Here is a 17,670-nt window from a genome sequence, read left to right on the forward strand (position 1 = left end):
GTCGGCAACGCATCATGTGCGGTGGGCAGTTGACAAAGTCCTACGGCAAGCGTCCCGCTCTGGTATGAGGCGTCGTACGACAGACCGATAACCGCGTCGGGACGCTGACGCACATGCCGTTAGAGATCGATCCGACCTGCTCAGAACCGGTCACACGTGGTCTGTGTCGTGGGATGCGGTGTCGGCGAGCGTCGGCAGGAGTGGCGGTGCACCTCCCGCTACCGGTCCCCCGCGAGGTCGAGGTCCTCCTGCGCCGACGGGTCGGCGTCGGCGCTCCTGGCACGGAGCCAGTGGCGGGCGACCGGTGCGCAGGCCGTGCGCCACCAGGGGTCCACCGGGAGGTTCCCGGTCGGCTCGAAGGGCTCGCCCGGCCGCGGCAGCGCCACGGCTGCTCCGGCCGCCTCGGCCGCGTCCTTCGTCCACTCGCCGGGCTCCGCCCACGCGTGCGGCGCCAGGTTGAAGGTCCCCCAGTGGATCGGCAGCAGCGCACCCGACGCGGCGTCCCCGGACTGGAGGTCCAGATGCGCGCGGACGCCCTGGTCCGGGGTCATGTGGATGTCCGGCCAGAACTCGCTGTACGCGCCGATCTGGATCATCGTGGCGTCGAACGGGCCGTGGTCGGCGCCGATGTCCCGGAAGCCCTCGAAGTACCCGGTGTCACCGCTGTGGAATATCCGGTGCCGCTCACCCGCGACGACCCAGGACGCCCAGAGCGTGTGCTGGGTGTTGCGCAGGCCGCGGCCGCAGAAGTGGCGGGCCGGGGTGGCGGTCAGGGTGAGCCCGCCGACCTTGGCCGACTCGTGCCAGTCCAGCTCGCGCAGCCGATCGGCGGACACGCCCCAGTGTTCGAGGTGGGCGCCGACGCCGAGCGGCACGGCGAACAGCGTGTCCGTGCCGGCCAGCGCCTTGATCGTGGGCATGTCCAGGTGGTCGTAGTGGTCGTGCGAGATGACGACGACGTCCACCGGGCCGAGCGCCGTCAGGGGCAGCGGCACCGGGTGCAGCCGCTTGGGTCCGGCGAAGGCGAACGGGGAGCAGCGCTCGCCCCAGACGGGGTCGAAGAGCACCCGCTGTCCGTCGATCTCCGCGAGCACGCTGGAGTGGCCCAGCCAGGTCAGCCGCAGGCCGGTGGCGGGCGGCCGGGCGAGGTCCGCGGCCGTGGTGGTGTGCAGGGGCACCGCGCCGTGCGGGGTGCGGCGGTTGCGCGCGTCCTTGTCGAAGTAGGTCTTCGCGAAGTCGAGCGACGAACCCGACGGCCGGATCCGCGAGGGGCCTCCGGGGTTCTGGAAGACACCGTCCCGGAAGTGGGGCGATCTGCGGATGCGCGCCATGCGCTCACCGGTCGGCTCCACGCCGAAGGCCGCGGGCTGCAGCGCACGGAGCCCGGAGCTCAGGGAACGGGAACCGGCCACGGTACCTCCAGGTGAAATCAGTGAGGCCTCCATTATGGTCCGACCCACTGACACCCCCCGACCCACATGCCCGATACTGACTCAAGATTCAGTACGCGCGTTCGTACACGACCTGGTACCCGGTCATGACCAGGTACCAGGTCATGACCAGGTACTCGGCGCATGCCTTCGGCCGCAAGGAGCCTCCGTGACCGCCCCTGTCCTGTCGCTCACCTGGACCGACGACGTCACCGGCCACCAGGGCTTCCTGGTCGTCGACAGGCTGGTGCGCGGTGTCGCCAGCGGCGGGCTGCGCATGCGCCCGGGCTGCACCTTGGACGAGGTCGCCGGGCTGGCCCGCGGGATGACCGTGAAGGAGGCCCTGCACTACGACCCCGAGGCCCAGTACGTCCCGCTCGGCGGCGCCAAGGGCGGCATCGACTGCGACCCCCGGGATCCGGCGGCGTACGGGCTCCTGGTGCGCTACCTGCGGGCCATGCGGCCGTACATCGAGACCTTCTGGACCACCGGCGAGGACCTCGGTCTCACCCAGGACCTGGTGGACCGGGCCGCCGCCGAGGTGGGGCTCGTCTCGTCGATCCAGGCGGTGTATCCGCTGCTGGACGACGAGGCGGCGGCCCGGCGGCGGCTCGCCGACGCGTTCGCGGTGACGGTGGACGGCATCGGGCTCGGCGAGCTGGTGGGCGGTTGCGGGGTCGCGGAGTCGGCGCTCGCGGCCCTGGACCGGGTCGGCGTGCCGTACGCGGGCGCGCGGGTCGCGGTACAGGGCATGGGCACCATGGGCGGTGCGACGGCACGCTTCCTCTCGCGCGCGGGTCTCGCGGTCGTGGCCGTCGCCGACATCAAGGGCACCATCGCCAACCCGGCGGGCCTCGACGTCGACGCGCTGCTCGCCGCTCGGGACGCGTACGGCACGGTGGACCGCTCCGCGTTGCGGTCCGGCGACCGCGAACTGCCAGGCGACGCCTGGCTGTCGGCCGACGCCGAGGTGCTGGTGCCGGCCGCCGTCTCGTACGCCGTCGACACCGCGATCCAGGAGCGGATCACCGCCCGCTGGATCGTCGAGGCGGCCAACATGCCCGTCGTACCCGAGGCGGAGGCGCTGCTGACGGCGCGCGGGGTCACGGTGCTGCCCGACGTGGTGGTCAACTCCGGGACGAACGCCTGGTGGTGGTGGACGCTGTTCGGTGACATCGGCGCGGACGCGGACGAGGCGTTCGCGCACACGCGGCACTCGATGCGCGCCCTGACCGACCTGGTGCTGGCGCGTGCGGAGGCCGACGGGAGCACGCCGCGTGCGGCCGCGCACGCCGTCGCCGAGGACCGGCTCCCGCTGCTCGCGGAGCGCTTCGGGTCGTACCGCTGACGCCCCGCTGACGGGGACGTCACCGCCCGGCCGTCGACCGGACGTGGCCCGTTAGGGTGACGGGGTGGCGAGAGTGCGGTTGAGCGTGGCGGAGCGGCGCGAGGAGTTGTTGCGTGCCGCCGTGGAGCAGATCGAGGCGCGGGGCGTGGCGGCGGTGCGGATCGCAGACGTGGCGTCCGCGCTCGGTGTGAGCAACGCGCTGGTGCTCTACCACTTCTCCACGAAGGAGAAGCTGGTCGCCGACGCGTTCGCGTATGCGGCCGAGGACGACCTCGCCCATCTGGCCAGGCTGCTCGGCAGGCGCACGACGGCCCTGCGCCGACTGCGGTCGGCGGTGCGCTGGTACGCGCCGACGGGCCAGGCCAAGGGCTGGCGGCTGTGGATCGAGGGCTGGGCGGCGGCGCTGCGCGAGCCCGCGCTGCGGGAGGTCACCCGGGACCTCGACAAGCGGTGGAAGGCGGCCATCGCCGAGGTCATCGCCGAAGGGGTGGCGGCCGGTGAGTTCCGCTGCCCCGACCCCATGGGCGCGGCCCTGCGTCTGACCGCCCTGCTCGACGGGCTGGCCGTGCAGATGACGTCCTACGCCGGAGCGGTGTCACGCGCGCGTGCGCAGCAGTGGGTGGACGAGGCGCTGGCCCGGGAACTGGGTCTGGCGGAGGTGCCGACGGCTCAACGGCGGTGAGCCGCCGCCCGTTTCGTCGCGTTGTGAGGCCGGCGTTGTGCGGCACGGCGTCGTGCGGCACGGCTTCTGGTGGTCCACGGTCCCGTGGTCCGCGCCGGTCGCGGGCCGATCCGGCATCAGCATCCGGAACGGCCCGCTCCAGGCGCGGCGCCACGGGGTCGCCGTAGGACGGCCTCAGGCCACGGACGCGATCCGCATCTTGATGTCGTCCGGCGACAGGGTGCCCTTGGCGGTGACGTGGTCGCCCGACGACTCACCGCGCAGTCGCCGGCCGATCCACGGCACCAGGTACTCACGCGCCCAGTGGACGTCGTCCCGCCGCACCTCGAGGGTGCCGCGCGGCGGCAACGGCGGCCAGGGCTGCTCCGGGTCGGCGGGCACGGCGAGGCCGAGGGCCAGACCTGCGCGCAGGGCCACGCGCGTGTGCCCCTCGGGTGAGAGGTGCAGCCGGTCGTCGTCCCAGGCGCGGCGGTCCTGAACGGACTTGAGCGACCACAGGTCGAGGACCGGGCAGCCGTACCGGTCGGCGATGGCCCGCACATGCCCGTTGTAGGTGGCGATCTTGCCGCGCAGGTGCCTCAGCAGGGGGACGCGCCGGGTGTCGAAGCCGGTCGTCACCAGCACGGTGCCCGCGGCCGCGGTCAGCGCGGCGACCGACCGCTCGAAGCGGTCGGCCACGTCGTCCGGGTCGGTGCCCGGGCGGATGATGTCGTTGCCGCCGGCGCAGAACGAGACCAGGTCCGGAGCGAGTTCGATGGCCTGCGGAACCTGGTCCGCCACGATCTGGTCGAGCAGCTTGCCGCGCACGGCGAGGTTGGTGTATTGGAAGTCGCCTTCGGGTCGGCGGTCCGCGAGCAGTACGGCGAACCGGTCGGCCCAGCCGACGAACGCCCCGTCGGGGCCGGGGTCGCCGACGCCCTCGGTGAAGCTGTCCCCCACCGCCACGTACGACCCGATCACTGATCTGCTGTCATTCTTCGAATCGTCTGCCACGTCGGAACATCATTCCCCTTCGAATGTGACCTACGCGACCGTAGGAAGGGGTTGACGGACGGTGAGAAAGGCCACGGCCAAAGGATTGGTCAACTGCGGAATAAGGCCTGCCAACGGGCGGGGACGCCGAAGGCCGGACCCGGGGATCGGGTCCGGCCTTCGGTGGCGTGGGCGGCGCGTCGTCAGCCGACGGAGACGCCCTTGGAGCGGAGGTAGGCGACCGGGTCGATGTCCGAGCCGTAGTCCGGCGTGGTGCGGATCTCGAAGTGCAGGTGCGGTCCCGTGGAGTTGCCGGTCGAGCCGGAGAGGCCGATCTGCTGGCCCGCGCTCACGGTCTGGCCGCTGGAGACCGAGAGGGAGGACAGGTGGGCGTACTGCGCGTAGTAGCCGTCGGCGAGCTTGATGACGACCTGGTTGCCGTACGCGCCGGCCCAGCCCGCGGAGACGACCGTGCCCGCGCCGACGGCCTTGAGCGGGGTGCCGCTCGGGGCCGCGAAGTCGACGCCGGTGTGGTAGCCGCTGGACCACATGCTGCCCGCGACGCGGTAGGCGGTGCCGACGGCGGCGCCGTCCACGGGGGCGGAGAAGCCGCCGGCGGTGCCGGCGTCGGCGGTCTGGGTGGAGGCCTCGGACGACTGCGCCGCGGGCTCGGAGGCGTTGGCGGACTCGGAGGCGTTCGAGGACTGCGACGTCTGCGTCGACGCCGACGACTTGGCCGCGGAGGGGGCGGAAGCGGACGACGGCTTGTCGCTGCTCGCCGCGGCCTTCTTGCCGATGGTGAGCTTCAGACCGGGGTGGATGAGCGACGGGTCCTGGCCGACCGCCTCACGGTTGTCCTCGTAGAGCCGCTGCCAGCCGCCGCTGACGTTCTGCTCGTCGGCGATCTTCGAGAGGTAGTCGCCGACCTTCACCGAATACGTCCGCACACCCGCCTTCTTGGCGGCGGACTTCTTTTCGGCGGCCTTCTGCTGGACGGCCGCCTTCTCGGTCGGGGCCGACTGCACGGCCTTTTCCGGGGCGGACTGGGGAGTGGCGGCGTGGGCGCCGGCGGCCCCCATGAGCGGGAGGGCGAGTGCGGCGCCACCGGTTCCGGCGACGGCGATGGAGCGGGTGAAGCGCTGGGTCTTCGGACGGCGGTGCTTACCCTTCGCGGGCATGGCGAATTCCTCTCCGGCGCCTGCGAGGTGAGCTGTCGGGTGCGGACTGGAGATGTCCGGCCGGCGCCGAAGCGCGGCTTTACCCCAAGCCTGTTCCGGAGACCGGAACAGGCGGTTCTACCTGTGGGTCCCCCGCTCCTGCCGAACACGGGTGAGTTTGCGCGGGCACCGGGCGGCGGCAGGATTCGGCGTCCGCCCGGATCGGTGTGGAACGTAAGCGACCAAGACGCAACGGGACAAGCAAGAGGTTCCACAGGAACGCCGTTTTCGTGATCCGTTCACCTGAATTCCGGTCACACTCCGTGCATTACGGCGTCACCATTCTCCGTAAACGCCCTTGATAAGCATGTGAATTACGTGAACATGACGGGCGACGCTCGGTCACGGATATGACGCTGCTCACGTGACCCCGCTCCAGGTTCCTTTATTCCAGAGCGAGTTGGAACGAAGGGCTCAATTCGGACAGAAAGCCCAGATGTGCTCCAACTCCGCGTCACCACCTGTGGACAACTCATTGGCCCAGGCATCGGTGTCGTATCGTCAGGGGACGTGCCCGTCGACGAGCCGCGCCGACGGGGCCGAGGGGAGGGAGCCCCCGTGACGCAGCAGGTGCCGTCGACCGAGCCGGAACTGGCCGGAGTGCGCAACTTCCGTGATGTGGGCGGACTGCCGACCGTGGACGGGCGCCGGGTGCGGCAGGGGGTGCTGTTCCGCAGCGGCCACCTCGCGCATGCCACCGCGGAGGACGCCGCGTTCCTCGCCTCGCTCGGGCTGCACACGATCTTCGACTTCCGCAATGCCGCGGACCAGAAGCTGGAGGGCCCGGACGTCGACCTGCCGGGCGTGCGCAACGTCAACCTGCCGCTGACGGATCCGGCGGACGGCGCGGAGTTCTGGAAGATGGTCCGGGACGGCGATCTGGAGCAGCTGCGCGGGATTCTGGCCGACGGCAAGGCCGCCAACCGGATGATCACCTCGTACCGCGCGATCATCAAGGAGCGCACCGCCGAGCACTCCCAGGTGCTGCACGCGCTCGCCGAGGACAGCGTCCCCGCGCTGATGCACTGCGCGGCGGGCAAGGACCGCGCCGGGCTGTCGATCGCCGTCACCCTGCTCGCGCTGGGCGTGGAGCGCGAGGCGATCCTCGCCGACTACCTGGAGTCCAACGCCAAGCACCGCCGCTACAAGGTGCACCGCAGCAGCAGCTCCGCCTCCGCCTACTCCCCGGAGGTCATGGAGCTGCTCAGCCCGCTCTTCGACGCGCGTGCCGAGTATCTGACGGCGGCGATCGAGACCATCGAGGAGACCTGGGGCGGTGTCGACACCTATCTGGAGCAGGGGCTGGCCGTCACCCCCGAGACCCGGGAGCGGCTGCGCGACCGCCTGCTCGCCTGACCCCTACTTGGCCCCTACCTCGAACAGCAGGTAGAGGAATGCGGCGAAGAGGTGCCCCGCGACGACATAGATCAACAACCGGAGCCAGATGCCCCGGGGAAGCTTCTGCTCGATGTCACTCATGGTGTGTCTCCCGTGACGGGGCCGAGGCACAGCGCGGCCGTGGGGCTCTGCAGCAGGGTGTGGACGAAGAGAAGGTCGGCCCCGCCCCGGTCCTGGGCGGCGATGCGATGCGGGGTCAGCGAGTCGAAGTGGGCGCTGTCGCCGGGGCCGAGCCGGTGCTCGGCGTCCCCCAGGCGCAGGCGCAGCCGCCCCTTGAGGACGTACAGCCACTCCTCACCGGGGTGCAACCGCACGATGTCGCCCTGGGAGGCGTACGGCACGTGCACCCGCAGGGCCTGCATGCCCCGCCCGGGCGCGCCGGCCTGCCAGTACGTCCAGCCGCCCGCGCCGGTCGGCTCCATGTCGGCGGCGCGCACGACGGCGTCCCGGTCGGCGACCGTCTCGCCGAGCAGCTCCGAGACGGTCGTACCGTAGATGCGGGCGAGTGCCAGCAGCATCGGAAGCGAGGGCTGGCGCTGCCCGGTCTCCAGCCGGGAGAGGTGAGCGGGTGACAGCCCGGCGGCACGGGCGGCGGCCTCCAGGGTGAGGGAGGCCCGGCGGCGCAGGTCACGGAGTTGCGGGGCGACCGCCGGCAGACCGTCGGCCGGCTCGGCCCCGGGCTCGGAGGCGGAGGAGTTCATATCTCCATTCAGCCCGAGCTTTGCCTGAGCGGCAAATTTCTTGCCTCAGAGGCAAACCGCACCGGCCGATCCGGTCAGCGTCAGCGTCAGCGGTTGGCCACCGCCTGCTTCACCAGCGTCTTCCCGAAGTCCCACACCAGCCCGCCCCCGCTGTGCGCGTCGTCCATCACCGCCGTGAAGGCGTCCACGAACCGGTCCACCTCCCGCTCCCCGATGATCAGCGGCGGAATCAGCTTGATCACCTCCAGGTGGTCGCCGGAGACCTGGGTGAGGATCCGGTGCCGCTGAAGCAGCGGTACGACGACCATCTGCGCGAACAGCCCCTTGCGGGCGGCCTGCAGCATGGCCCAGCGGCTGCGCAGCTTCAGCGACTGGGGCCGCCCGAACTCGATGCCGACCATCAACCCCCGGCCGCGTACGTCCGCGAGCATCTCGTACTTGTCGATCAGCGCGGCCAGCCGGGATCTGAGCAGCTCGCCCGTGGCGCGGGCGTTCGCGACGAGCCGCTCGTCCGCCATGACGGACAGCACCGCCAGGCCTGCCGCCATGGCCTGGGCGTTCGACCCGAAGCTGGCCGAGTGGACCAGCACCCGGTCCATGGACGAGTAGACCTTCTTGAAGATCCAGTCCTTGCCGAGCGTGGCCCCCACCGGCACATAACCGCCCGACAGCGCCTTCGCCACGCAGACCAGGTCCGGCTCGACGCCCTCCTCGTGCTGGTAGGCGTAGAAGTCGCCGGTGCGGCCGAGGCCCGTCTGCACCTCGTCCGCGATGAGCAGCGCCTTGTGCCGGTGCAGCAGCTCCTGTGCGGCACGCAGATAGCCGGGCGGGGCCGCGTGCACGCCCTTGCCCTGGATCGGCTCGACGATCAGCGCGGCGACGTCGCCCCGCTTCAGCTCCCGGGCGAGCGCGGCGAGATCGCCGAGCGGTACGGCCGTGTCGGGCAGCAGCGGGGCGAAGCCGTCGCGGAAGGCCGACTCGCCGTTCACGGACAGCGAGCCGGTGGTCAGGCCGTGGAAGGCGTGCGCGCAGTACAGGACCCTCGGCCTGCCGGTGACGAACCGGGCGAACTTCAGGGCGGTCTCCACGGCCTCCGTACCGCTGTTGCCGAAGAACACCCGGTCCAGGTGCGGGCTGTGCGCGAGCAGCCGCTCGGCCAGCAGCCCGGGCAGCGGCTGGCAGTCGAACCGGGTGAGGTCTGCGAGCTGCGCGTCCAGGACGTCGTGCAGCGCCTTGCGGACGACGGGGTGGTGGCGGCCCAGGCCCATCACCCCGAAGCCGGCGAGCATGTCCAGGTAGTCGTTGCCGTCCGCGTCCCAGAAGTAGGCGCCCTCGGCCCGCTCGTAGACCTTGTCGAAGCCGATCGTGTGCAGCATGCGCGGCAGCTGGTGGTTGAGGTACCGGGCGTGCAGCTCGTAGCGCTCGGCTCCGCGCTCGGCGAGCAGCGCGCCGAGGTCGAAGCCGCCGCCGGGCGCCGCGGGTTGGGAGGCGGATTCCGCGGTGGTCATGGGTGGCTCTCCTTGGACGGCGATTCCTCGGCGACGGTCTCCTTGGAGGACTGCTCCGGTACGACGGTCTCCTGGGAGGACCGCTCCGGCACGACGGCCTCCTCGAAGGACCGCTCCGGCACGACCGCCTCCTCGAAGGACCCCTCCGGCACGACCGCCTCCTCGAAGGACCCCTCCGGCACGACGGCCTCCTCGAAGGACCCCTCCGGCACGACGGCCTCCTCGAAGGCCCCCTCCGGCACGACGGCCTCCTCGAAGGACCCCTCCGGCACGACGGCCTCCTCGAAGGACCCCTCCGGCACGACGGCCTCCTCGAAGGACCGCTGCGCTACGACGGTCTCCTTGGACGGCCTTTCCGGCACGACGGTCTCCCGGAACTGCTCCTCCCTCACCGCCAGACTCGCGCCGATCCGCCCGGCGATCTCGACCGGCGTGAGACCGATGTCGGCCAGTACCTCGGCCCGCTTGGCATGCGCCAGGAACTGCTCCGGGATGCCGAACCGCCGTACCGGCACATCCACGTCGGCATCACCGAGCGCCAGCGCCACAGCCGCGCCGACCCCCGACGCCCGGCTGTTGTCCTCGACCACGGCCACCAGCCGATGCCCGGCGGCGAGGCCGGGAAGCGCGGGATCGACGGGCTTGACCCACCGCGGGTCCACCACCGTGCACCCGATCCCCCGCGCTTCAAGCAGCTCGGCTGCCTGTAGACACACCGGCGCCATGACCCCGACCGCGACGAGCAGCACCTCCGGTGCGTCGGCCCGTCGCAGTACGTCGATGCCGCCCACCCGGTCGATCGCGGGGACGTTCGGCCCCACCGACTCCTTCGGGAACCGCACCAGCGTGGGCGCGTCGTCGACGGCGACCGCCTCGCGCAGCTGCGCCCGCAACTGGTCGGCGTCACGCGGCGCCGCGATCCGCAGCCCCGGTACGACCTGGAGGATCGACATGTCCCACATGCCGTTGTGCGAGGGCCCGTCGACACCCGTCACGCCGGCCCGGTCCAGGACGAAGGTCACCCCGCTGCGGTGCAGCGCCACGTCCATCAGGAGCTGGTCGAAGGCGCGGTTGAGGAAGGTGGCGTAGACGGCGACGACCGGGTGGAGCCCGCCGGTGGCGAGCCCGGCCGCGGAGACGGCCGCGTGCTGCTCGGCGATGCCGACGTCCCAGACCCGGTCCGGGAACCGCTCGGCGAACTTGGCGAGCCCGACCGGGTGCAGCATGGCCGCCGTGATCGCCACGACGTCCTCCCGCTCCTCGCCGATCTTGACGATCTCGTCGCCGAACACCGAGGTCCAGGACGGACCGTTGGAGGGCGCCAGCGGCTCGCAGGTCAGCGGGTCCATCACACCGACGGTGTGGAAGTGGTCCTCCTCGTGCGCGAGGGCGGGTTCGTAGCCGCGGCCCTTCTCGGTGAGGCAGTGCACGAGCACCGGCCCGTGGAAGCGTTTCGCGCGCCGCAGCGCCGACTCGACGGCCTTGACGTCGTGCCCGTCGATCGGCCCGACGTACTTCAGGCCGAGGTCCTCGAACATCCCCTGCGGCGCGAACGCGTCCTTGAAGCCCTTCTTGGCGCCGTGCAGAGCCTCGTAGAGGGTGTGCCCGACGACCGGCGTGCTCAGCAGGACGTCCTTGCCCCAGGCCAGCACCTTCTCGTAGGAGTCGGTGGTGCGCAGCGCCGCGAGATGGTTGGCGAGGCCGCCGATGGTCGGGGCGTAGGAGCGCTCGTTGTCGTTGACGACGATGATCAGCGGCCGGTTCTTGGCCGCCGCGATGTTGTTCAGCGCCTCCCAGGCCATGCCGCCGGTCAGCGCGCCGTCGCCGATCACCGCGACGACATGGCCCTTCTCCCCCTGTACCTGGCGGGCCTTGGCGAGTCCGTCGGCCCAACCGAGGGCGGTGGAGGCGTGGCTGTTCTCGATGACGTCGTGCTCGGACTCCTCGCGCGAGGGATAGCCGGACAGGCCGCCCTTGCCGCGCAGCTTGGAGAAGTCCTGACGCCCTGTCAGCAGTTTGTGTACGTAGCTCTGGTGGCCGGTGTCCCACAGGATGCTGTCGACCGGCGACTCGAAGACCCGGTGGAGCGCGATGGACAGTTCCACCACACCCAGATTGGGCCCGAGGTGGCCGCCGGTCCTGGCGACCGCCTGCACCAGGAACTCCCTGATCTCTTCGGACAGTTCGCCAAGTTGCGCCTCGGTCAGCGCCTTCAGGTCGCGCGGTCCCCGGATGGTCTCCAGAATCGACACGCTCGGGCCCCCTCTCGGTTTCGTGCCTGGCGTCAGCTCACGGTCACTGCCGGTTTCCCCGTGACGTCGGGGGAGCCCGTCGCTGCCCCGTCCCGCTCCATCTGCTCGGCGATCTTCATCGCCTCTTCGATCAGCGTCTCCACGATCTTCGACTCGGGAACGGTCTTGATGACCCTGCCCTTGACGAAGATCTGCCCCTTGCCGTTGCCGGAGGCGACCCCCAGGTCCGCCTCCCGCGCCTCGCCGGGGCCGTTCACCACACACCCCATGACGGCGACACGCAGCGGCACCTCCATGCCGTCCAGCCCGGCGGTGACCTCGTCGGCCAGCTTGTAGACGTCCACCTGGGCGCGCCCGCAGGACGGGCACGACACGATCTCCAGTCGCCGCTGCCTGAGGTTCAGCGACTCCAGGATCTGGATGCCGACCTTGACCTCCTCGGCGGGCGGAGCGCTCAACGACACCCTGATGGTGTCGCCGATCCCCTGCGAGAGCAGTGCTCCGAAAGCGACCGCCGACTTGATCGTGCCCTGGAAGGCGGGACCGGCCTCGGTCACCCCCAGATGCAGCGGGTAGTCGCACTGCGCGGCCAGCTGCCGGTACGCCTCGATCATCACGACCGGGTCGTTGTGCTTGACGGAGATCTTGATGTCCCGGAAGTCGTGCTCCTCGAAGAGCGAGGCCTCCCACAGCGCCGACTCCACGAGCGCCTCGGGCGTGGCCTTGCCGTACTTCTGGAGCAGCCGCCGGTCCAGGGAGCCGGCGTTCACGCCGATCCGGATCGGCGTGCCGTGGTCCCGGGCCGCCCGGGCGATCTCCTTGACCTTGTCGTCGAACTGCTTGATGTTGCCGGGATTCACCCGTACGGCCGCACAGCCGGCCTCGATCGCGGCGAACACGTACTTCGGCTGGAAGTGGATGTCCGCGATCACCGGGATCTGCGACTTACGGGCGATGGTGGCGAGCGCGTCCGCGTCGTCCTGCGTCGGGCAGGCCACCCGGACGATCTGGCAGCCGGAGGCCGTGAGCTCGGCGATCTGCTGGAGGGTGGCGCCGATGTCCGACGTTCGGGTCGTCGTCATCGACTGCACCGACACCGGCGCCCCGCCCCCGACCGCCACCGGCCCGACCTGGATCTGCCGCGACAGGCGCCGCTCGGCGATCGGTCGCGCCGGTACCTCGGGGACGCCCAGGGGGATGGCGGTCATGACGTCACTCCCGGTTTCCGGAGACCGTCTCGCGCATGGCGCGCAGCGACTCCTTCAGCGAGCCCATGGTGGCGAGGACGGCGGTGGGCTCGTAGCCGCAGTGCGCCATGCAGTTGGCGCAGCGCGGGTCCTTGCCGCGGCCGTACTTGTCCCAGTCGGTGTCCTCGATCAGTTCGCGGTACGTCGACACGTACCCGTCGCTCATCAGATAGCAGGGGCGCTGCCAGCCGAAGAGCGAGTAGTTGGGGATCGCCCACGCGGTGCACGGGAAGTCGACCTTGCCCTCCAGGAAGTCCAGGAAGAGCGGGGAGTGGTTGAGCCGCCAGCGGCGCCGGTTGCCGCCCGCGAAGGCCTTCTTGAACAGTTCGCGGGTCTGCTCCACACCCAGGAAGTGCTCCTGGTCGGGCGCCTTCTCGTAGGCGTAGGCGGGCGAGATCATCATCTCGTCGACCTTGAGGTCGTCGTTGAGGTAGTTCAGCACCTCGATGACGGTCTGCGGGGTGTCGGTGTTGAAGAAGGTGGAGTTGGTGGTGACCCGGAAGCCGCGGCGCTTGGCCTCCTTGATGGCCTCCACCGCCTCGTCGAACACGCCCTCCTTCGCGACCGACTCGTCGTGCCGCTCACGCAGGCCGTCGATGTGCACGGCGAAGGCGAAGTAGGGCGAGGGCTTGAACTTGTCCATCTTCTTGCGCAGCAGCATGGCGTTGGTGCACAGGAAGACGTACTTCCGTTTGGCCACCAACTGCCGCACGATCTCGTCGATCTGAGGGTGCATCAGGGGCTCGCCGCCCGCGATCGACACCATCGGCGCACCGGACTCCAGTACCGCTCCCACGGCCTGCGCGACCGGCATGCGCTGCTTCAGCACCCCGGCGGGGTGCTGGATCTTGCCGCAGCCCTCGCACTTGAGGTTGCAGGCGAACAGGGGCTCCAGCTCGACGATGAGCGGGAACTTGTCGCGCCTGCGGAGCTTCTGTTCAGCCAAATATGTAGCGACCTTGATGGACTGGCGCAGCGGCATGGCCATCGGGCTCACCTCCTGGGGAGCAGCACATTACGGTGCCATTCAAAGAATGCGGGAAGAATGGAACGAAGGACGCGGAAAGCCGATATTCCACCGCGCACCGTGCCGATACGGACGAGTTCATGTTCTGGAGCGTCCACGACCACCCGGACGGCCGCAACCGGACGTGCTCCCGCACGCCCGGCGCCGAGAAGCGTTGCGGCCGACTCCATGTCGACCGCGATTGCGCCGGTGGCCAGCAGGCCGGACCGCTCCTGACCGCGTACGACGTGGTCGGATCCGGTGAGCGGGCCGGTGTGGACGGTACGGCCGGGCACCGTACGCCCGAGTTCCTTGACGAGCAGGTCGGTGCCCACGCAGGGCGTGGAGCCACGCGGGTCCCGGGTCTCCTCGGCGACGACCAGGTCACCGGGGTGCATGCCGGGTGCCAGCCCCGCGCAGAAGCCGGTGGCCAGCACGGCGGCCCCGGCGAGTGCGGGGTCGGCCAGCGCCCGCACGACGGACCGCTCGGCCGCCCCGGGACCCATGCCCGTACGCAGCACGGTCACCGGCCCAGCCGCACCACCACGCTCCCCCAGCCGCAGCGCCAGCCGCTCGATACCGAGCGCACAGGCGATCAGCAGCGGCGGCGGAGCGGAGGAGGGGCTCATCCGGTCCCCTCGACCTCGGCGAGCGGCCGACCGCCGGTCCGCGCGGCGAGCCCGCCGGCGCCGCCTTTCGCGAAGGGCTCGCCGTGCACATACCGCCCCAGCGCCGTGAGCGGAAACACCTGCCGGTACAGGTGGTAGTTGATCGAGAAGTCCCACGGGAAGCCCGTCCCCGTGAAGTACGGCTCGTCCCACGAGCCGTCCTCCCGCTGGGTCGCGGCCAGCCACTCGATGCCGCGTTCGACGGCCTTGGAGTCCCGCTCGCCGGCCGCCAGCAGCGCCATCAGCGCCCAGGCGGTCTGCGAGGCGGTGGAGGCGCCCCTGCCGCTCCACTCCTTGACGTACTGGTACGAGCGCAGGTCCTCGCCCCAGCCGCCGTCGTCGTTCTGGACGCTCTCCAGCCAGGCCACCGCCCGCCGGATCGCCGGGTGCGAGCCGGGGAGACCGGCGGCGGTCAGCGCGGGCACCACGGACCCGGTGCCGTAGACGTAGTTGACGCCCCAGCGTCCGAACCACGAGCCGTCCGGCTCCTGTTCGCCGAGCAGCCACTCGATGCCGCGCCGGGTGCGCGGGTCGTGGGTGAGGCCCTCCACCGCGAGCATCTCGACGACGTGCGCGGTGACGTCCGCGGACGGCGGGTCGATGACCTCGCCGAAGTCGCAGAACGGCAGCCGGTTGGGGAACGGGCTGGTGTTGTCGACGTCGAAGGCGCCCCAGGCGCCGTCCTTCGACTGCATGCCGAGGTTCCAGCGCACCCCGCGCGCGATGGCCTTCTCCACCCGCTCCGGGTCGTGATGCCGCACGCGGCGCAGCGCGAGGACGACCTCGGCGGTGTCGTCGATGTCGGGGTAGTTGTCGTTGTGGAACTCGAACGCCCATCCGCCGGGCGGTAGTTGAGGCCGCCGCACGGACCAGTCGCCGGGGCGCACGATCTGCTCCCCCAGCATCCAGTCCGCCGCCTTCACCAGCTGCGGATGGTCCGCGGGCAGCCCGGCGTCGACGAGCGCGATGGTCGCCAGGCAGGTGTCCCACACCGGCGACTGGCAGGCCTCGATCATCCGGGCGCCGTCCTCGCGCCAGACGGCGTACCGGTCGAGGGACTCCAACCCGGCGCGCATGACGGGGTGTTGGAGGTCGTAGCCGAGCAGGTGGAGGGCGATGAGGGAGTACACGGCCGGCGGCTGGATACCGCCCCAGCAGCCGTCGTTCTCCTGCCGCTCGATGATCCAGCGCGCGGCCGACCGCATCGCCGCCCTGCGCAGCTTCCTCGGCACGACCTTGCGCAGGGCGTGCAGGCCCTTGTCGAGCCGTTGGAAGGCGCCGTCCCAACTGGCCGCGGGCGCCAGGCGCTTCGCCGGACTGGGGTTGTTCGGATCGGTGTGCAGCTCGTCCAACGGGAAGGGCGCCGGCCGCACGGGGCGCTTCGCGGAGACGATGGTCAACGGGACGACCGTCTGCCGGGCCCAGCAGCCGAAGTCGTAGATGTTGAGCGGCACCCACTTCGGGAAGTAGATGAGTTCCGGCGGCAGTTCGGGCAGGTCGTCCCACTTCCACCAGCCGAACAGGGCGAGCCAGATGCGGGTGAAGACCCGGGACGCGGCGATGCCGCCCTGGGCGCGGATCCACTCCGCCGCCTTCGCCATGTGCGGCGCGTCCGGCGCGTCCCCGGCCAGGCGCAGGGCGACGTACGCCTCGATGGTGGTGGAGAGTTCGCCCGGTCCGCCGTGGAAGGTGGCCCAGGTGCCGTCCTCGCGCTGCTCGCCGCGGATGAAGAGGGCGGCGGCGCGCGTCGTGGACTCGTCGCGGATGCCGAGGAACTGACGGAGCAGCAGGTCCTCGGCGTCCATGGTGACGTTGGTCTCCAGGTCGCCCTTCCACCAGCCCTGGGCGTCCTGTCGGGCCAGCAGGAAGTCGGTGGCGCGCTGGACCGCGTGTACGGCGGCTTCGTGGACCCCGGCCGCCACCGGGGTGGTGCTGTCGGTATCGCTGGCCGCGGCGGCGCGGGGCGGCACGGCCCCGGAGCTTCCGTCGGTCGTCGCTGTCATGGCTTCCCCTTCGTGCAGTGCGGCAGGTGGTGCGTCTGCTGTGGGTCCGCCGTCGGCCGGTGCGCATCCGATCGCGACACCGGCCGGCGACTACGCGAGGGCTATTCGACCGATAGTGATCATCTCTTTCGTACGACGACGAAGTCGGCGAGCGCCGTGAACTGCGCCCGCACCCGGTCGGGCATGTCGACGGCGTCGAGGGCTTCGATGGCGATGGTGTGCTGACGGCGTGCTTCCCCGGCCGTCCACTCGCGGCCGCCGGCCTCCTCGATCAGCGCGGCACGGGCGGCGAACTCCTCCTCGGAGAAGTTCGCGAAGTCGCTGCTCTTGGCGTCGGCGGCGAGCAGCTCGCCGAGCCGTTCGGAGGCGCTGCCCCCGGCCGCGAGCGCGGCCACGACCGGCAGGGACTTCTTGCGCTGGCGCAGATCGCTCCAGGTCTGCTTGCCGGTGGCCTCCGGGTCGCCCCAGATGCCGAGGAGGTCGTCGACGGCCTGGAAGGCGAGGCCCAGGTGGTAGCCGTACTTCTCCAGGGTGTCGGCGGTGCGGTCGTCCGCGCCGCCGAGCACGGCGCCGATGGAGCTGGCGCAGGCCAGCAGGGCGCCGGTCTTGTTGCCCTCCATCTCCAGGCACTCCTCGACGCTGACGCGGTCGCGGTGCTCGTAGGAGATGTCCTGGGCCTGGCCGTCGATCAGCGCGCGGGTCGCGGTGGTCAGACGGCGGGTGGCGCGGCCGGCCTCGACGGTGCCGAGTTCCAGCAGGATCTCGTTGGCCAGCGCGAACAGGGCGTCGCCGACCAGGATGGCCTGGGCGGGGCCGTGCACCTTCCAGACGGTGTCGCGGTGCCGGCGCTGTTCGTCGCCGTCCATCAGGTCGTCGTGCAGCAGCGAGAAGTTGTGGACCAGTTCGACGGCGACCGCTCCGGGGATGCCGACCTCGGGCGCGCCTGAGGTGACCTCGGCGGACAGCACGGCGAGGGCGGGGCGCACGGCCTTGCCGCCGTCGCCGTCGGCGGGATTGCCGGCGGCGTCGATCCAGCCGAAGTGGTAGGCGGCGACCGTGTCCATGGGAGGTGCCAGGCGGTCGACGGCCGCCCGCAGTACCGGTGTGGCCAGGGTCCGGCCGCGCTCCAGGAGCGCGGTCACGTCCACCGCGGTCTCTCGAGCGGCCTTCGAGGCCGGGGGCACAGTGGGCACAGTCTCTCCTCTTGTTGCGGTACCGGAGGTGCGGGGGCCTGCCGC

The 17,670-nt window shown here is 71.0% G+C and carries 14 protein-coding genes, 1 pseudogene and 1 riboswitch; of the genes and pseudogenes, 3 read left to right on the top strand and 12 right to left on the bottom strand.

Going from position 1 to position 17,670, the window contains the following annotated elements:
* Nucleotides 1-218: 218 nt before the first annotated feature.
* Nucleotides 219-1,412, bottom strand: coding sequence for an MBL fold metallo-hydrolase (locus I2W78_RS03615; RefSeq protein ID WP_196456872.1), 1,194 nt, complete (start codon nucleotides 1,410-1,412; stop codon nucleotides 219-221).
* 187 nt (nucleotides 1,413-1,599) lie between these two features.
* Between I2W78_RS03615 and I2W78_RS03620 the strand changes: the two genes are divergently transcribed.
* Both I2W78_RS03620 and I2W78_RS03625 read left to right on the top strand, forming a co-directional pair.
* The gene (locus I2W78_RS03620) at nucleotides 1,600-2,778 is read left to right on the top strand and encodes a glutamate dehydrogenase (protein WP_196456874.1); all 1,179 of its coding nucleotides are present in this window, start codon (nucleotides 1,600-1,602) and stop codon (nucleotides 2,776-2,778) included.
* Nucleotides 2,779-2,842: 64 nt separating this feature from the next.
* Nucleotides 2,843-3,460 (top strand): TetR/AcrR family transcriptional regulator, encoded by a 618-nt coding sequence (locus I2W78_RS03625; RefSeq protein ID WP_196456876.1) that lies wholly within the window; start codon nucleotides 2,843-2,845, stop codon nucleotides 3,458-3,460.
* 174 nt (nucleotides 3,461-3,634) lie between these two features.
* Here the strand turns inward: I2W78_RS03625 and I2W78_RS03630 are convergent, their stop codons facing one another.
* Both I2W78_RS03630 and I2W78_RS03635 read right to left on the bottom strand, forming a co-directional pair.
* The gene (locus tag I2W78_RS03630; protein WP_196464391.1) at nucleotides 3,635-4,420 is read right to left on the bottom strand and encodes an SGNH/GDSL hydrolase family protein; all 786 of its coding nucleotides are present in this window, start codon (nucleotides 4,418-4,420) and stop codon (nucleotides 3,635-3,637) included.
* Between the two features lie 215 nt (nucleotides 4,421-4,635).
* The gene (locus I2W78_RS03635; protein WP_196456878.1) at nucleotides 4,636-5,610 is read right to left on the bottom strand and encodes a LysM peptidoglycan-binding domain-containing M23 family metallopeptidase; all 975 of its coding nucleotides are present in this window, start codon (nucleotides 5,608-5,610) and stop codon (nucleotides 4,636-4,638) included.
* Nucleotides 5,611-5,612: 2 nt separating this feature from the next.
* A riboswitch (cyclic di-AMP (ydaO/yuaA leader) is annotated at nucleotides 5,613-5,774 on the bottom strand.
* 433 nt (nucleotides 5,775-6,207) lie between these two features.
* On the opposite strand from I2W78_RS03635, the gene I2W78_RS03640 reads away from it, so the two are divergent.
* Nucleotides 6,208-7,005, top strand: coding sequence for a tyrosine-protein phosphatase (locus tag I2W78_RS03640; protein WP_196456880.1), 798 nt, complete (start codon nucleotides 6,208-6,210; stop codon nucleotides 7,003-7,005).
* 3 nt (nucleotides 7,006-7,008) lie between these two features.
* Here I2W78_RS03640 and I2W78_RS03645 read toward each other — a convergent pair whose 3' ends face one another.
* The 9 genes and pseudogenes from I2W78_RS03645 to I2W78_RS03685 all read right to left on the bottom strand — a co-directional run bounded on the left by I2W78_RS03645 (nucleotide 7,009) and on the right by I2W78_RS03685 (nucleotide 17,616).
* Nucleotides 7,009-7,128, bottom strand: coding sequence for a DUF6126 family protein (locus tag I2W78_RS03645; protein WP_196456882.1), 120 nt, complete (start codon nucleotides 7,126-7,128; stop codon nucleotides 7,009-7,011).
* Nucleotides 7,125-7,748: a helix-turn-helix domain-containing protein gene (locus I2W78_RS03650; RefSeq protein ID WP_196456885.1), complete on the bottom strand. Its 624-nt coding sequence runs from the start codon at nucleotides 7,746-7,748 to the stop codon at nucleotides 7,125-7,127. Before I2W78_RS03650 ends, I2W78_RS03645 begins: the two co-directional genes overlap by 4 nt.
* Nucleotides 7,749-7,834: 86 nt before the next feature.
* Complete coding sequence (locus tag I2W78_RS03655; RefSeq protein WP_196456887.1) at nucleotides 7,835-9,256, bottom strand: aspartate aminotransferase family protein; 1,422 nt, start codon at nucleotides 9,254-9,256, stop codon at nucleotides 7,835-7,837.
* A gap of 380 nt (nucleotides 9,257-9,636) precedes the next feature.
* A pseudogene (gene dxs / locus I2W78_RS03660) lies at nucleotides 9,637-11,508 on the bottom strand (1-deoxy-D-xylulose-5-phosphate synthase); the annotation flags it as partial.
* Nucleotides 11,509-11,540: 32 nt separating this feature from the next.
* Nucleotides 11,541-12,716 (bottom strand): flavodoxin-dependent (E)-4-hydroxy-3-methylbut-2-enyl-diphosphate synthase, encoded by a 1,176-nt coding sequence (gene ispG / locus I2W78_RS03665; RefSeq protein WP_196456889.1) that lies wholly within the window; start codon nucleotides 12,714-12,716, stop codon nucleotides 11,541-11,543.
* A gap of 4 nt (nucleotides 12,717-12,720) precedes the next feature.
* Nucleotides 12,721-13,743: an adenosyl-hopene transferase HpnH gene (hpnH, locus tag I2W78_RS03670; protein ID WP_141307246.1), complete on the bottom strand. Its 1,023-nt coding sequence runs from the start codon at nucleotides 13,741-13,743 to the stop codon at nucleotides 12,721-12,723.
* A gap of 5 nt (nucleotides 13,744-13,748) precedes the next feature.
* Entirely contained in the window at nucleotides 13,749-14,390 is a 642-nt protein-coding gene (locus tag I2W78_RS03675; RefSeq protein ID WP_196456891.1) for a phosphorylase family protein, read from the bottom strand.
* A complete protein-coding gene (gene shc, locus I2W78_RS03680; RefSeq protein ID WP_196456893.1) occupies nucleotides 14,387-16,432 on the bottom strand; it encodes a squalene--hopene cyclase in 2,046 nt (681 codons plus the stop codon). Before shc ends, I2W78_RS03675 begins: the two co-directional genes overlap by 4 nt.
* 119 nt (nucleotides 16,433-16,551) lie before the next feature.
* The gene (locus tag I2W78_RS03685) at nucleotides 16,552-17,616 is read right to left on the bottom strand and encodes a polyprenyl synthetase family protein (RefSeq protein WP_196464392.1); all 1,065 of its coding nucleotides are present in this window, start codon (nucleotides 17,614-17,616) and stop codon (nucleotides 16,552-16,554) included.
* Nucleotides 17,617-17,670: the final 54 nt, after the last annotated feature.

It is taken from the genome of Streptomyces spinoverrucosus (assembly GCF_015712165.1).
In the GTDB taxonomy this organism is placed as follows: domain Bacteria; phylum Actinomycetota; class Actinomycetes; order Streptomycetales; family Streptomycetaceae; genus Streptomyces; species Streptomyces spinoverrucosus_A.